The 13,730-nt window shown below is 57.9% G+C and carries 18 protein-coding genes and 1 pseudogene; 15 read left to right on the forward strand and 4 right to left on the reverse strand.

Going from position 1 to position 13,730, the window contains the following annotated elements:
• The first annotated feature begins 28 nt into the window (after positions 1-28).
• The 3 genes from KQH55_RS06715 to KQH55_RS06725 all read left to right on the forward strand — a co-directional run bounded on the left by KQH55_RS06715 (position 29) and on the right by KQH55_RS06725 (position 2,043).
• Positions 29-448: a hypothetical protein gene (locus KQH55_RS06715; RefSeq protein WP_235090456.1), complete on the forward strand. Its 420-nt coding sequence runs from the start codon at positions 29-31 to the stop codon at positions 446-448.
• A gap of 489 nt (positions 449-937) precedes the next feature.
• Entirely contained in the window at positions 938-1,315 is a 378-nt protein-coding gene (locus KQH55_RS06720) for a hypothetical protein (protein WP_235090457.1), read from the forward strand.
• A gap of 383 nt (positions 1,316-1,698) precedes the next feature.
• On the forward strand, positions 1,699-2,043 hold the full coding sequence (locus tag KQH55_RS06725; RefSeq protein WP_235090458.1) for a hypothetical protein: 345 nt from the start codon (positions 1,699-1,701) through the stop codon (positions 2,041-2,043).
• A gap of 225 nt (positions 2,044-2,268) precedes the next feature.
• On the opposite strand, the gene KQH55_RS06730 is transcribed toward KQH55_RS06725, so the two are convergent.
• A complete protein-coding gene (locus tag KQH55_RS06730) occupies positions 2,269-2,652 on the reverse strand; it encodes a DUF1640 domain-containing protein (RefSeq protein WP_076787068.1) in 384 nt (127 codons plus the stop codon).
• A 205-nt stretch (positions 2,653-2,857) separates the two neighbouring features.
• Between KQH55_RS06730 and KQH55_RS06735 the strand changes: the two genes are divergently transcribed.
• From KQH55_RS06735 to KQH55_RS06765, 7 genes are all read left to right on the forward strand, one after another.
• Positions 2,858-3,505 carry an AAA family ATPase gene (locus KQH55_RS06735; protein ID WP_235090459.1) on the forward strand — a complete coding sequence of 216 codons (648 nt, stop codon included), beginning with the start codon at positions 2,858-2,860 and terminating at the stop codon, positions 3,503-3,505.
• Between the two features lie 13 nt (positions 3,506-3,518).
• Entirely contained in the window at positions 3,519-4,148 is a 630-nt protein-coding gene (locus KQH55_RS06740) for a hypothetical protein (protein ID WP_235090460.1), read from the forward strand.
• A 9-nt stretch (positions 4,149-4,157) separates the two neighbouring features.
• Positions 4,158-4,664: a siphovirus Gp157 family protein gene (locus KQH55_RS06745; protein WP_235090461.1), complete on the forward strand. Its 507-nt coding sequence runs from the start codon at positions 4,158-4,160 to the stop codon at positions 4,662-4,664.
• A gap of 59 nt (positions 4,665-4,723) precedes the next feature.
• The gene (locus KQH55_RS06750; RefSeq protein WP_235090462.1) at positions 4,724-4,954 is read left to right on the forward strand and encodes a hypothetical protein; all 231 of its coding nucleotides are present in this window, start codon (positions 4,724-4,726) and stop codon (positions 4,952-4,954) included.
• Positions 4,951-5,211 carry a DUF4224 domain-containing protein gene (locus KQH55_RS06755; protein ID WP_235090463.1) on the forward strand — a complete coding sequence of 87 codons (261 nt, stop codon included), beginning with the start codon at positions 4,951-4,953 and terminating at the stop codon, positions 5,209-5,211. Before KQH55_RS06750 ends, KQH55_RS06755 begins: the two co-directional genes overlap by 4 nt.
• Positions 5,211-6,263: an integrase gene (locus tag KQH55_RS06760; RefSeq protein ID WP_170872402.1), complete on the forward strand. Its 1,053-nt coding sequence runs from the start codon at positions 5,211-5,213 to the stop codon at positions 6,261-6,263. The genes KQH55_RS06755 and KQH55_RS06760 overlap by 1 nt, the downstream gene beginning before the upstream one ends.
• Before the next feature lie 234 nt (positions 6,264-6,497).
• The gene (locus KQH55_RS06765; RefSeq protein ID WP_235090469.1) at positions 6,498-7,475 is read left to right on the forward strand and encodes a folate-binding protein YgfZ; all 978 of its coding nucleotides are present in this window, start codon (positions 6,498-6,500) and stop codon (positions 7,473-7,475) included.
• A gap of 99 nt (positions 7,476-7,574) precedes the next feature.
• Here KQH55_RS06765 and KQH55_RS06770 read toward each other — a convergent pair.
• From KQH55_RS06770 to KQH55_RS06780, 3 genes and pseudogenes are all read right to left on the reverse strand, one after another.
• Positions 7,575-8,586: pseudogene (locus KQH55_RS06770) on the reverse strand (NADP-dependent oxidoreductase).
• A 22-nt stretch (positions 8,587-8,608) separates the two neighbouring features.
• Positions 8,609-9,115 carry a PaaI family thioesterase gene (locus KQH55_RS06775; RefSeq protein ID WP_235090464.1) on the reverse strand — a complete coding sequence of 169 codons (507 nt, stop codon included), beginning with the start codon at positions 9,113-9,115 and terminating at the stop codon, positions 8,609-8,611.
• Positions 9,105-9,407 carry a Dabb family protein gene (locus KQH55_RS06780; RefSeq protein ID WP_076787874.1) on the reverse strand — a complete coding sequence of 101 codons (303 nt, stop codon included), beginning with the start codon at positions 9,405-9,407 and terminating at the stop codon, positions 9,105-9,107. The genes KQH55_RS06775 and KQH55_RS06780 overlap by 11 nt, the downstream gene beginning before the upstream one ends.
• Before the next feature lie 440 nt (positions 9,408-9,847).
• On the opposite strand from KQH55_RS06780, the gene KQH55_RS06785 reads away from it, so the two are divergent.
• The 5 genes from KQH55_RS06785 (at position 9,848) to KQH55_RS06805 (ending at position 13,670) form a co-directional block, all read left to right on the forward strand.
• On the forward strand, positions 9,848-11,398 hold the full coding sequence (locus KQH55_RS06785) for a YdiU family protein (RefSeq protein ID WP_076787055.1): 1,551 nt from the start codon (positions 9,848-9,850) through the stop codon (positions 11,396-11,398).
• A 267-nt stretch (positions 11,399-11,665) separates the two neighbouring features.
• Entirely contained in the window at positions 11,666-12,007 is a 342-nt protein-coding gene (gene msrB, locus KQH55_RS06790; RefSeq protein WP_235090470.1) for a peptide-methionine (R)-S-oxide reductase MsrB, read from the forward strand.
• 30 nt (positions 12,008-12,037) lie between these two features.
• A complete protein-coding gene (locus KQH55_RS06795; RefSeq protein WP_076787053.1) occupies positions 12,038-12,568 on the forward strand; it encodes a septation protein A in 531 nt (176 codons plus the stop codon).
• Positions 12,569-12,572: 4 nt separating this feature from the next.
• Positions 12,573-12,881 (forward strand): BolA family transcriptional regulator, encoded by a 309-nt coding sequence (locus KQH55_RS06800; RefSeq protein WP_076787051.1) that lies wholly within the window; start codon positions 12,573-12,575, stop codon positions 12,879-12,881.
• A 9-nt stretch (positions 12,882-12,890) separates the two neighbouring features.
• Entirely contained in the window at positions 12,891-13,670 is a 780-nt protein-coding gene (locus KQH55_RS06805) for a peptidylprolyl isomerase (RefSeq protein WP_076787049.1), read from the forward strand.
• The last annotated feature ends 60 nt before the right edge of the window (positions 13,671-13,730 follow it).

Here is a 13,730-nt window from a genome sequence, read left to right on the forward strand (position 1 = left end):
CCTCCAACCCATACACAACGAGGCTCGCATGGACGTGAATTCCTTACTCGTCAGCTTCAACAGCATCGTGACTTTGGTAAGGTCTTGGACCGACTTTCGCGATACACAAGTAGTCGCGACCGTCAAGGCTCAACTCACGAAACAACTCCTTCAAACACAACTCAGCCTCTCCGAGGTACTCGCGGCCATCATCGAGAAAGACGCTCGGATTGTAGATCTGACCAACCGCGTACGCGAGCTGGAAACCCAACAAACCGAACGTGCTCGTTACGAGCTTCGAGAAATCGTGCCCGGCGGGAATGTCTTTGCTTACGCCTTGAAGCCGGCGGCCGAACTGACAGAGCGCGAGCTGGAGCCGCCGCACTTCATCTGTCAACGTTGCTTCCACGAGAGAAACGTCAAATCCATCCTCCAAGGTCGGATCGAGTTGGGTCATTTGCTCCTCTGATGTTCCATATGCTCAACACTGCTCGACGCTGGAAAAACCGCGGCAACCGGTTGGAACGGCTGAACCGACGAGCTCTCTTCATCACGCGCTTTTCGGCCACGGCAACCAGTAAGTTAGTCACGAAATGTTGCAAGACGCAATAATTTCGTGCATACCACCGTCAATCGCCCAGATAGGTCAATTTGCGTGAAGTACTAAGTTAGTGGACGTAGCAGTTTTCTCAAGCGCTTCAAATACATCCGGGCGCGCAAGACGCAGAAATTGTAGGCGGGGTTTTGGAATGCCTCTGGTACGCCATTGGTGCACTGAGGGTGGAGTGCACGCACATAGTTTTGCCGTCGCACTAGTACCTCCGAGGCGGTCGATGACAGCGTTGGCAAGAAAGTCCATCCGATCTATATCGAGGTTGTTGGGGCCAGTGATAGATTTTAGGCGCACTTAAAACAAAATTCAAGGTACACCTTACCCGCTAGGGTTTAGGCTTCCCTTATGGAAACTTGGAACAAACGCCTTGCTTTAGCGCTCCGGCAGAGCGGGTTGTCAGCGAATGCCGCAGCAAAGAAGGCCAAGGTATCGGCTCCAACCTTCTCTGCTTGGATTGCAGCCGGAAACATCAGCCCAGCGAAGGACATACGGGCGGATAACCTTTTAACCGTTTGTGAAGTCCTAGACGTACGGCCGGAGTGGGTTGTTTTCGGCAGGTTGCCTATGCGGCGCGGCGATAAATGGCCATTCGAGGGTATCAATCGAGAAGAATTCGAGGCGCTTCCTGTACGCGAGAAGGCGCGTATCACAAGATTCATTCGGGATACGATAGACGATTGGAACGAAGCCCAGATGATGAGGGAGGACAGGATGGTCAGATAAGGGCTCCTCCGCTGACCGCTCAAATCATTCCGTTCCGGCGCAGCCCTCGCACAACGAAACCTTCCCCGAACTAAGCCTCGCAAGCCCGCCTTGAGCGGGCTTTTGCTATACCTAAAAAATTCTTGACGCAAACTTTAGCCTAGCCTAAAATTCAATCGTCGTTACTTTACGGAGAGGCGAGTGAGCCAGCCAACCGCTGTTTATCCCACCGCTTATGCGGAAATTCTGACTTTTCAGCGGTATGCACAGCATCATTCACTGAACACAACAAGCACCTAAGTTTCAAGCCGAGCGACACAAGATTAGCAGTGCATACCATATAGCGTTTATTGATCACTGTTCCTTCGATGTGCAGAACTTACCAATAGGTAAAGGAGGCAGCTATGACCCTCTATGCAGATATAGACCAGCTTCGGGATTACTACTACGCCCGAGAGAAAGCCGAGATGGACGACCATACGGACGCCGAGACGGAGCGTGACGAACTCATTGCGTCCATCGCCAAAGAGAAGTTCGCACGTAAGGTCAGCAGGCTGACGTATGACGATATCGTCGGCGGTATGCACAGCGCAATGCAGTCGAAGCACGGTGAAGCGCTGCGCAACACATGGCTGATGAGCGACGCTCAATTTGGCGCAATGGTCAAGAGCATTGTGCTGGACGCGATGCGCGAGGATGCAGAAACAGAAGCTATCTGCGACGTCGGAAAATTAGAAACGGAGCGCTGAGATGCACAAGACCAGGACTTGCACCGAAAACAAGCGCCTTACCGGCCTAAACGATGCCAAGGACATCACCCCGCCGCTGTGGGATCGGATTCTTCTTCGGTCCGGAATGTCGGATAGAGCCGTCGCGCTCGCATGCTTTGCAATCACGCTAGGCGTATTGATTGTTGTGAATCTCGACAGGTAACAGCGTGCGCCTCATGCCGTTTGAGCAAAAAGGTTACTTCTTCAGAAGAACGATCTGATTAGGAGAGACGTCGTGCTAGCAACCGTCACACCGAGCATCCATTTAAGGAGCAACGCTTCGCCTTTGGCTTCCGCAAACCTTTTATCAAGTTCGCCCCTGACTTCCGCGAATCTTTTATCAAGTTCGCCCCTGAATTCCGCAAATCTTTTATCAATCTCGCCCCTGACTTCCGCGAATCCCTTGTCCACCTTGGCATCCAAGCGCATTTCGAGTTCACGCAGATCAGCCTTGGTCGCCAACGCGTCGAAATTGGCTTCAAAGATATCCGCAAACACCTCGGCCTCCGCTTCAGCCTGCGCGGGCGGCACGCCGGCGGTCTTGAGCCGGTTGGCAAATTTCAGTGTGTCGAAGGCGATGGCGGCCATGGCGAAATGTCAGAAAACGAGCTAGATACCACACAGCATAGCACAAATCTGTCCCCTTCCTTGTGGCGTCCGGAGACGCACGGGCATCCCGAACCCTGTCGTCTTTGACATGAGAAACACATGATCACTGATCACGGCCCCGACTACCGGCAGCAACAAGAGTTACAAGAATTTCTTCAATGGCACGAATCGCAAGGAGTCAAAGATGAGCATCGCAACGCTGATTCTCGGTCAGAGCGGAACCGGAAAGTCCACCTCCCTCTGCAAGATGGACCCGGCACACACCCTCTTGATCCAGACTATCCGTAAGCCGCTGCCTTTTCGTGCAGCAGGATGGGCTTATCACACGAAGGACAAGGCGGGCAACATCCTCGTATCGGATCAATCCCAAAAGATTATCACGATCATGCAGCATACCAGACGCAAGGTCATTGTGCTGGACGACTTCCAGTACATGCTTGCCAACGAATTCATGCGCCGCAGCGACGAACGGGGATTTGACAAGTTCACCGAGATTGGCCGCCACGCATGGGATGTACTCTGCGCTGCCGGCATGCTGCCCGATGACGTGCGCGTTTATGTGCTCAGCCATACCGAAGAAGATCAGTCAGGCACCACGAAGATCAAGACGATCGGAAAGATGTTGGACGAGAAGATTACGATCGAAGGGATGTTCACAATCGTTCTACGCACCGACGTGACCGATAGCGAATACACCTTCACCACACGTAACAACGGACGCGACACCGTTAAAAGTCCGATGGGATTGTTCGAATCCGAGCGCATTCCGAATGACCTGTCAGCGGTCGATCACGCCATCACCGCCTTCTACGAACTGAACGAAACCGCCTGAACGGAAACACATCATGTATGCACTAGACACAAACGTAGCACGTCAAGCCGATGAACGCATCGTACGTATCACTGACATTGGAAAGTATGTTGGGATATTCACCCGCGCAGAAGATGTAACGAGCGCCAAAGGCACCTGTGGCATCGACTTTGCATTCGAGACACCAGAACGCTTGAGCGCAAATTTCACGCTTTGGACCATGAAAGCACAAGGCGAACCACTGTTCGGCTTCAAGCAGTTACAAGCGCTGATGGCGTGCCTGCATATCAAAAGCATCACTCCCTCTCACGCCACCGTGAAGAAGTGGGACCGGGAAACGAACAGCGTTCAGGAGTTTGACGCCGAGGTGTTCAAGGATCTCATGAACAAGCAAGTAGGCATTTTGTTTGAAACCGAGGACTATCTAAAAAAGGACGGAAGCATCGGAACCAAAGTCGTGCCCGCCGCCTTTTTTGAGGCCTCAAGCGGATTGATGGCTGGAGAAATCCTCGACAAAAAGGTTGAGCCGACGCAACTCTCGAAGATGATCCAGGCGCTTCGCCATCGTCCGTTGAAGCGCGTTGTAGGGCAAGCTTCTCAGCCAGGCGGCCCTATACCTGATGCCAACAGTTCGTCGGGCATGGATGACGACATTCCCTTTTGAGGAGTTGGCGTGAGTGACCTGACCTTATACCAAATTGCCAGTGAGTACCGACAAGCGGCCGATAGGCTGGTGGAACTCGATCTCGATGAGCAAACCGTAGCAGACACGCTTGAATCAATCAGCGGGGATTTAATCACCAAAGCTCAAAACGTTGCGTTCGTGATTCGCAACCTCGAAGCGTCGGCGGAGCAGATTCAAACCGCGATTGAACAAATGCAGACGCGTGCGCAAACCTATGCGAAACGTGCAGAGCGAATCAGAGCATATCTGCTGCAAAACATGCTAATGAGCGGCGTGCAAAAGCTCGAATGCCCGTACTTCAAGCTTGCCGTGCGTGAGAACCCTGCCAAGGTCGTCATCGATGACGAGCGCCAGGTTCCAATGGCGTACATGACAGATCCGCCACCTCCACCGCCAAAGCCAGACAAGAAGTTGATCGCACGAGCAATCAAAGACGGGGGCGACGTGCCGGGCTGTCGGATCGAATACAGCCAACGCCTCGAAATCAAGCCGTAACGCAGATGTCTCATGCTTTGGTGAAACAACCGTCCGTCTACCCAAGGAGAATTGGCACCATGAACAGCCCAAACGGTGAAGGCATGACCATTGTCAAGAAATTCGAACTTATCAATGATCAATTTATTGAAGAGCCTGGCGTGAAACTCTTGCGCATTCGTGTGCTTATCTCGTTCGCATGTGTCTGCGGGCGCTATCTGACAAACCACTTCTCGCCCGGCTGGAGGAAACAAAAAAAGGCAGTGGGCGATAAAAAACCTGGCATGGGTTGGAGAAAAAGCGTGATATGAAAAACAGCAATGCCATCCACACCCCCCAAACCCTGCCAAGACCCATGTTTCTCACCCAGGACGAACTGGTCGAATTGTCCGGTCGCAGCAAGCGTTCCGCACAGGAAACAACCCTGCGCATGATGGGCATCGAACACAAGGTTCGAGCAGACGGACGCCTCATCGTGTCGCGCCTTCACGTCGAACAAATCCTCGGCGTCGCATGTGTCACGCTCCGCGACGACCGTGATATTGATGCGAACTGGAGCGCTGCGTAATGCCTAAACCAAGGAACAAAGAAAACAAGGGACTTCCAAAGCGCTGGCGATTTTTGCACGGTGCATATTATTACCGTGTACCCACGGGGCACGAAGCTGCTTGGGATGGTAAGCAGTCTTTCCAGCTTGGCAAGACATTACCCGAAGCCTATCGTACATGGGCGGAACGCATCAAGCACATTGACGATGCCAGAACGATCGGCGATCTGCTTGAGCGCTACGCGCTCCAAGTCGTGCCTACAAAAAAGGTCACCACGCAGACAAACAATGCTGTCGCGCTGAAGCGGCTACGCGCGGTGTTGGGCAACGTGCCCCTCGCATCGCTGAAACCAAGGCACGTCTATCAATATCTCGATAAGCGGATAGCAAAAGTCGCTGCCCGGCGCGAAGTCGCAGTGCTGTCGCACGCGTACACGAAAGCCGTTGAGTGGGGCTATCTTGATCGGCACCCGTTCAAGGGCGAAGTGCGTCTCAAAGGCGAAAAGCCACGTGACCGGTACATTGAAGACTGGGAAATCATCGAGTGCCTGTCGCTGCCTGCGCGCCGGAAATCAGGAAGCGTTCGTGCGATCCAGGCGTATATCCGAATTAAGCTTCTTACCGGCCTGCGACGCGGCGACCTGTTGCGTATTACGGAATCCAGTCTCAAGGAAGATGGCATTCATGTGACACCCGGCAAGACCAAAAGCTCCACCGGAAAGCAGCTAATCATTGAGTGGTCCGATGAGCTACGTGCTGCGGTTGCCGCAGCCAAGGCCGCGCGTCCGGTCCATGTTGCACCGTGGCTCTTCTGCACAGGCCGGGGCGCGTGCTATTACAACGAAGAAAACGGACTCGCCAGGGGATGGGACGGGATGTGGCACAACTTTATGAACAAGGTCCTCAGGGTCACAAAAATCAAAGAGCGATTCACTGAACATGATCTGCGCGCGAAGTGCGCCAGTGATGCACAGACGTTAGAGCACGCCCGCCGCTTGTTAGCACACGCTGACGGCAAGGTTACAGAACGGATTTATCGCCGCAAACCTGAGCGCGTCAGACCGCTACGATAATCAATCTATGGCACACGGCCTATTCTATGGCACAAGGCATCTAATCCGGAATGGCTGAAAGCCTTGCCGGGTGTGCCATTGGCGGGCATCGCCAATATAGCCAGAAAGCATATAATACTTGCTTGCCTAAGCCAAAGTCAGAATTGACAACGCAGCTTGAACATGAACACATCCTCTAAAGCTACTGGGCCAGGTGATGGCGATGCCGGTCGGGACGCCGACGCGCTGGCGCGCATGGACACCGACGCGTTTACCGCGCTTCACGCTGAACGAGGCGCTTATATGGTGCTCGACCAGTTCAGCGTGATAGACGTGCACGGTGACGACGCAGCCAGTTTCCTGCACGGCCAACTGACCAACGATATTCAAACGCTAGAAGCAGGCAGTGTGCGGCTAGCCGGCTTCTGCTCGTCCAAAGGGCGGCTGCTCGCCACCCTGCTGGTCTGGCGTGCTGGCGACGCAGTGCGCATGCTGGTTTCCGCAGACCTGGCCGTGCCGCTTCAAAAGCGATTGTCGATGTTCGTGCTGCGCGCCAAGGCGCGGCTGATCAACGCTACCGACGGTCTCGCCGTGGTCGGCTTTGCCGGCGACGCCCGTGCCGCGCTATCGCAGTACTTCGAGGCGTTGCCCGACGGTGTACACGTAAAGATTGATACGGCCTGCGGGGAGTTGATCCGCGTGCCGGATGCGAACGGCGCGCCACGTTTCCTATGGGTCGGGCCGAGGGCCGCGGTCGACGCGAAGTTTGCCGCACTGGATGCGACGCATCGCGCGCGACGGGCCGATCCCGCACTGTGGGACTGGCTTGACATCCGCGCGGGCGAGCCGCGTGTGAATGCCGCGACGAGCGAGCAGTTCGTGCCGCAGATGATAAATTTCGAACTAGTCGGTGGCGTCAACTTCCGCAAGGGCTGCTATCCGGGGCAGGAAGTGGTCGCCCGTTCTCAGTATCGCGGCACGATCAAGCGCCGCACGGTGCTGGCACACGCCGCGCAGGCGCACGCCGGCGTCGAGGTGTTTCATTCGGAGGACCCTAGCCAGCCGTGCGGGATGGTAGTCAATGCCGCTGCGGCTCCCGAAGGCGGTGTCGATTGCCTGGTCCAGCTTAAGCTTGGCGCACTCGATACCGGCTCGATCCACGTCGGCTCTCCGCACGGCCCAACGCTGGCGTTTTTACCGCTGCCGTACCCGCTGCCGACGCAAGCGCCTTGAGCGGTCCGACGCAGAGGCAAACGGACTGCGATCCGCGTCAGGCGCCAATGAGACGCCAACTGCGTGCGCGCCCACGCCGTATCCGTGCCTGGCGCGCGCTTAGACCAGCTTAACCAGCTGCTTGCCAAAATTGCGGCCTTTGAATAAGCCGATGAAGGCATCCACCGCACTGTCCAGGCCTTCTGCGATGCTTTCGCGATAGTGTAAGCATTGGGCGGCCACCCATTCGCCAAGTTCGCGCAGCGCCTGCGGCCATACGTCGAGGTGCTCCGAGACGATGAAGTCCTGCACGCACAGCCGCTGCGTGACGATCAGCGCCGGATGCTTGAGCGGCGCGGACTCGCCGTTGTAGCCCGCGATCATCCCGCATAGCGCGATGCGGCCGAATGGATTCATCCGCGTAAGCGTTGCGTCGAACACCACGCCGCCAACGTTTTCAAAGCAGCCATCGACACCATCCGGCGTCGCGCGTTGCAAGTCCTGGTACCAATCGGCTGCCTTATAGTCAATGCACGCATCGAAGCCGAGCGTCTCGACGACGTAGCGGCACTTGTCTGCGCCTCCTGCGATGCCGACCGCGCGCGCCGCTCAGCTTGGCCAACTGGCCGAGGACACTGCCGACCGCAACACTGGCCGCGCTGACCACTACTGTGCTGCCCGGCCGGGGCGCAATGATCCGGTTCAGCCCGTACCAGGCGGTGACGCCCGGCATGCCGACCGGGCCGAGATAGGCGGACAATGGCACGCGCGTGTCGTCGATCTTTTCCATGTCAGTGCCATCTGACGTGCCATATTCCTGCCAGCCAAACTTCGCCAGCCCCTTGTCATCGACGTGCCATTGCGGATGGGTCGATTCCACGACCTCACCGACCGTGCCGCCGAGCATGACTTGCTCCAACGGCTGCGGCGGCGCATACGATTTCGCGTCGCTCCTGCGGCCGCGCATGTACGGATCGAGGGACGGGTAATGATTGCGGACGCGAACCTGGCCAGGCGCGAGTGGCTCCAGCGGCATTTGCACGAGCCGGAAATTGTCGTGCGACGGCTCTGCGGCCGGACGCGACACTAGCCAAATCTGGTGATTCACTGCTGCTTGATTCGATGCACTCATATCTCCGTCCTGGGGGTGAACGTCAGTCGTGCGTCGGCGCCGGGTCGGCGTCCGGCACAGCCGGTTGCGGTACCACCCGCTGGTGGGTGATCTCGCGACCTACGGCTAATGCGCTCAGGTACTTGAACGTGCCCAGCGCCTTGGCGACGAAGCGTCCGTCGCTATCATGCACCTCACCCTCACAATAAGCCATTGTCGCGGAGCGGTGCAGCACCCGCGCCCGGGCCCGAAGTTCGCCGCGTCCGGGTTGCATGAAGTTGGTCTTCATCTCGACGGTGACCACGCCCGCGCCGCTACTCAACGAGCGCGCGGCCAGTGCCAGGCCCACGTCGAGCAGCGTCATCGTCACGCCGCCGTGCGCGACGTCCCATGTATTCAGGTGCAACGCCGTGAGTGGCAGCACCACCTCGCTGTGCCCGTGCGCCGCATGGACGAGCCGTACGCCCAGATGGTCGACGAATGGACTGCTCAGCGCTTGCACTGCGGCCGGCGGTGTATCGTTCGCCACGGGCGCGGTATTAGGCTTCATAGTCGATGCACTGCCGCGCGTCGCGTACACTCGCAACAAACGCCTTGATTTTCTCGTGCTCGGGATGGACTGCATAGGCCTCAAGCGCGGCCTTGTCATCGAACTCGGACACGAGCACCACGTCATAGGTCGCCTCGAGCCCCGGCGTCGCGATGCCGACCTCGAAGCGGCGCATGCCGGACACGATGTTTCGACAGCCTTCAAGCATCGCTTTCAGTCGGACTGCGTTCGTTGCGCGATCCGCACCTTCGGCTTGCTCCTTCAATTTCCACATGACAATATGTTTCAGCACATCTGCCTCCTTGGCCGCTGATCCGACAATTTGAACTTGCATTGCATCGCGACGCGGCGATCATCGCGTCGTGGGGTGAACCAGCAAGCCCGCCATTTTGCCTCTGATCGGCGATTCTGTCGCATGCCGCCATGCGGCGGCCGCGTGGCAGCCATCGTGCATGGGCGGCCCGTCGATGCGTTGGAACACAATCTTGACATCGCTGAAATGCCGCACTGCATGCGCGATCAACGACGAGACCCACAACGAATTATCCGCTACCTGAACTAACTACCCTTCATCTAGCGAGTAAAGGTGCGCATCGTGTCGTCTTCTGATGCATTTCGGTCCATCAGTACAATCGTGGACTACGGCATTGCCATGCTCACACGGCTCGCTAAGGATCGGCAAGCCAACGACAGACGATTTACAATAGAAGCTGATACGACACCGGAGCGCTCATGGCGTTTTCCCAAAGTGACACCGTTGTTCACAAACAGCCGGCATTCGCGGGCGCAATCGATCCGAATCGGCCCGGCGCGTTCTCCCAGCTTGGCACGCAGTTCCTCACGCGGCAAAGCGCCGCGCCGTTGCCCGATCCGTATGTGGTCGCTGTTTCCACCGACCTCGCGCATGAACTCGGCCTGAGTGCCGCAGCACTGACCGACCCCGCATTCGCTGACTACTTCTGCGGTAATCTGACGCGATACCTGGAGCACGCGGCGTTGCCCTTCGCCAGCGTGTATTCCGGCCACCAGTTCGGCGTCTGGGCCGGCCAACTCGGCGACGGACGCGCGTTGACGCTCGGCGAGACCGAGCATCGCGGACAGCCCCAGGAAATACAGATTAAGGGCGGTGGCCGGACCCCCTACTCACGCATGGGCGATGGTCGGGCGGTGCTGCGCTCTTCGATCCGCGAATTCCTGTGCTCGGAGGCGATGCACTTTCTCGGCGTTCCGACCACGCGCGCGTTGTGTGTGATCGGCTCAGACGCACCAGTCTATCGCGAGACGGTGGAAACGGCGGCAGTCACGACGCGTGTCGCGCCCACATTCATTCGGTTTGGCCATTTCGAGCACTTCTATTCGACTGGGCAAGTGGAAGCGTTGCGTCGGCTCGCAGACCATGTGATCGAGCATGCATTCCCGTTCTGCCGCGATGTGCAGGATCCCTACCTCGCATTGCTGGCGGCCGTCTGCGAGCGCACGGCCGCGTTGATAGCGCATTGGCAAGCCGTGGGTTTCTGCCATGGCGTAATGAATACGGACAACATGTCGATCATTGGACTAACGATTGACTATGGGCCGTTCGGCTTCATCGACGGCTTCGACGCAAACCATATCTGCAACCACTCCGACACGTCTGGGCGATATGCGTACCAGCAACAGCCGCACGTGGGCCGCTGGAATTTGATGTGTCTGGCGCAGGCGCTCTTGCCACTGATCGGCGCGCACCGGGGCACGGCCGGGGATGAGCGTGCGATCGTGGATGCACGCGATGCGCTGCAGGAATACCAAGCCCACTTCGGCCCAGCACTGGAGGCACGTTTCCGTGCCAAACTTGGACTGACCACGGCCGAACCGGACGATGTCGCATTGATTAATCGTCTGTTGGCGCTTATGCACGCGAATCACGCCGACTTCACATTGACCTTTCGGCGCATGGCCGGTGTGCGCCGGCACGATGCTTCCGGTGACGCACCCGTGCGGGACTTGTTCGTCGATCGTGCTGCGTTCGATGCATGGGCAGCCGCTTATCGACAGCGGCTGAAAACCGAGCCCGCAGACGATGCGACGCGTCGCGCGGCGATGAACCGCGTCAATCCGAAATACGTTCTACGCAACCATTTGGCTGAACAGGCGGTCCGCGCAGCGAACGAAAAGGATTTCACCGAAATTGCGCGGCTATTGCAGGTCTTGTCGCACCCGTTCGACGAGCAACTCGAGTATGAAGCCTACGCGGCCCTGCCGCCGGATTGGGCCGCGTCGCTTTCGGTGAGTTGTTCGTCCTGAGCGGCTGCCGTGTGATGCACACGACCATCGCTACGGCAGCCGCACGGGTGACGGCGGCACGATTCGCATGGTCGTCGCCAACAAGTGTGTCCACACTCGTTCATTAGCAGGAGGCATTCCATCATGGCTGATATCCGCAACCCTTCCGGTCCGACAGACCCGGCGCACCCGGTCTCGTGTAGCGCGGCGGCAGGCGAGCCGCTCGCGGCGGCGGCACAACATACGGTGCGCAAGTCCGATGCCGAGTGGCGCGAGCAACTCGCGCCGATGGCTTTCGAGGTCACCCGCCGCGCGGCGACCGAGCGCCCGTTTACCGGCGCGTACTGGGATCACTGGGAACGCGGCGTCTATCATTGCGTTTGCTGTGGCACGCCGCTGTTCGAATCGTCGACGAAGTTCGATGCAGGCTGCGGCTGGCCCAGCTACTTCAAGCCAATCCATGGCGAGGTCATTATCGAGAAGACGGACCGCTCGCATGGCATGCTGCGCATCGAGGTGCGCTGCAACGTGTGCGACGCGCACCTCGGGCACGTGTTCAACGATGGCCCCGCGCCGACCGGGTTGCGCTATTGCATCAACTCGGCTGCGTTACAATTCGATCCCAGCTAAACCGATGCCCGTTTGCCAGATCCCGCCACCATGAAACTCCTGTTTGACCTGCTGCCCATCGCGCTTTTTTTCGTTGCATTCAAAGTTTGGAACATCTATGTCGCAACCGGCGTGGCGATCGCCGCCGTGCTAGTGCAGGTCACGTGGTCGGCGTTTCGCCATCGGCGCGTCGATCCGATGCTGTGGGTGAGCCTGGCGATCGTTGTCGTATTTGGCGGCGCGACCCTGGTGCTGCATAACGACACGTTTATCAAGTGGAAACCGACCGTGCTGTACTGGGCATTTTCGCTGGCGATGCTGTTTTCGCAATTTGTGCTGCGCAAGAATCTGATTCAGAAAGCAGTGAGCGCGCAAATCAAACTGCCCTCGCCGATCTGGGACCAACTCAACGTCGCCTGGGCGCTGTTCTTCGCGGCACTGGGCACCGCCAACTTGTTTGTCGCGTACCGGTTCTCGACCGATACCTGGGTCGACTTCAAGCTGTTTGGCACGACTGGCGCGATGCTCGTGTTCATCGTCGCGCAGAGTCTGTGGCTCGCCCGGCACATGAAGGAAGAATAAGCTGATGACCGATGTATTCTTGACCGCCTCGGCCGAGCAGCGCATCGCGCTGATCCGCGCGCGCCTAGGCGCCGCCCTGTCGCCGCTTACACTGGAGATCCGCGACGACAGCGCACAACATGCCGGACACGCCGGCGCGGTTGCCGGCGGTCACTATACAGTGACCGTCGTTTCGGCCGCGTTCGACGGCCATACCCGGGTGGCGCGGCACCGGCTAGTGTATGATGCGCTCTCTGATGCGATGCAGCGCGGTATCCACGCGCTGTCGATCAATGCATACACGCCAGAAGAATTCCATTCGTCTCCCCGTTAGGACGTTCTGATGATCTTGAGAAAAGCCCGCTTGTGGGCAGCGCTCGCAGGTTGCGTAGCGGCACCCGCATTTGCCCAGAACATTGCCGTAGTTAATGGCACACCAATACCGAAGGCGCACGCCGACGCGCTGGTCAAGGAGCTGACGCGCCAAGGGCAACAGGACTCGCCGCAGCTGCAGGTGATGGTCCGCGAGGAACTGGTCAATCGCGAGTTGCTGATGAAGGAAGCGCTGCGGCGCGGCATCGCGAACCGGCCCGACGTGAAGGCGCAGATTGCGCTGGCCGACCAGAGCGTCGTGATCCGCGCGCTGATTGAGGATTTCCTGAAGAACAACAAGCCGAGCGACGACGAAATCAAGGCGCGCTATGAGCAGTTGATCAAGCAGGCCGGTGGTAACGAGCTGCACTTGCATCACATCCTGGTGCCGGACGAGCAGCAGGCGAAGGATCTAATCGCCAAAATCAAGGCGGGTGCAAGCTTCGAGGAGCTTGCGAAGCAATATTCGAAGGATCCGGGCTCGGCCAAGAACGGTGGAGATTTAGACTGGGCGAACCCGCAAAGCTATGTTCCCGAGTTCGCGGACGCAGCGGGTAAGCTGAAAAAGGGCGAAGTGACGCCGGCCCCCGTCCATACGCAGTTTGGCTGGCATATTATCCGGCTCGACGACTCGCGGGCGATCCAGCCGCCCCCGCTGGACCAGGTCAAGACGCAAGTGGCGCAGCAACTGACACAGGAAAAGCTGCAGCAATTCAACGCCGAACTACGCCAGCACGCGAAGATTCAGTAGTATGAGTGAGGTTGCCGCCACCCTCATACTGGGTGGTGGCGCGTCCCAGCTTACCAATGG

The organism is Mycetohabitans sp. B3, assembly GCF_021498065.1.
GTDB lineage: Bacteria > Pseudomonadota > Gammaproteobacteria > Burkholderiales > Burkholderiaceae > Mycetohabitans.

Coding starts and splice junctions, on each gene's coding strand:
- KQH55_RS06755 (WP_235090463.1), top strand. CDS start 4,951: ATGAAAAACAGCAATGCCATCCACACCCCCCAAACCCTGCCAAGACCC.
- msrB (WP_235090470.1), top strand. CDS start 11,666: ATGGCTTTCGAGGTCACCCGCCGCGCGGCGACCGAGCGCCCGTTTACC.
- KQH55_RS06795 (WP_076787053.1), top strand. CDS start 12,038: ATGAAACTCCTGTTTGACCTGCTGCCCATCGCGCTTTTTTTCGTTGCA.
- KQH55_RS06760 (WP_170872402.1), top strand. CDS start 5,211: ATGCCTAAACCAAGGAACAAAGAAAACAAGGGACTTCCAAAGCGCTGG.
- KQH55_RS06775 (WP_235090464.1), bottom strand. CDS start 9,115: ATGAAGCCTAATACCGCGCCCGTGGCGAACGATACACCGCCGGCCGCA.
- KQH55_RS06785 (WP_076787055.1), top strand. CDS start 9,848: ATGGCGTTTTCCCAAAGTGACACCGTTGTTCACAAACAGCCGGCATTC.
- KQH55_RS06805 (WP_076787049.1), top strand. CDS start 12,891: ATGATCTTGAGAAAAGCCCGCTTGTGGGCAGCGCTCGCAGGTTGCGTA.
- KQH55_RS06735 (WP_235090459.1), top strand. CDS start 2,858: ATGAGCATCGCAACGCTGATTCTCGGTCAGAGCGGAACCGGAAAGTCC.
- KQH55_RS06725 (WP_235090458.1), top strand. CDS start 1,699: ATGACCCTCTATGCAGATATAGACCAGCTTCGGGATTACTACTACGCC.
- KQH55_RS06740 (WP_235090460.1), top strand. CDS start 3,519: ATGTATGCACTAGACACAAACGTAGCACGTCAAGCCGATGAACGCATC.
- KQH55_RS06765 (WP_235090469.1), top strand. CDS start 6,498: ATGGACACCGACGCGTTTACCGCGCTTCACGCTGAACGAGGCGCTTAT.
- KQH55_RS06715 (WP_235090456.1), top strand. CDS start 29: ATGGACGTGAATTCCTTACTCGTCAGCTTCAACAGCATCGTGACTTTG.
- KQH55_RS06750 (WP_235090462.1), top strand. CDS start 4,724: ATGAACAGCCCAAACGGTGAAGGCATGACCATTGTCAAGAAATTCGAA.
- KQH55_RS06720 (WP_235090457.1), top strand. CDS start 938: ATGGAAACTTGGAACAAACGCCTTGCTTTAGCGCTCCGGCAGAGCGGG.
- KQH55_RS06800 (WP_076787051.1), top strand. CDS start 12,573: ATGACCGATGTATTCTTGACCGCCTCGGCCGAGCAGCGCATCGCGCTG.
- KQH55_RS06730 (WP_076787068.1), bottom strand. CDS start 2,652: ATGGCCGCCATCGCCTTCGACACACTGAAATTTGCCAACCGGCTCAAG.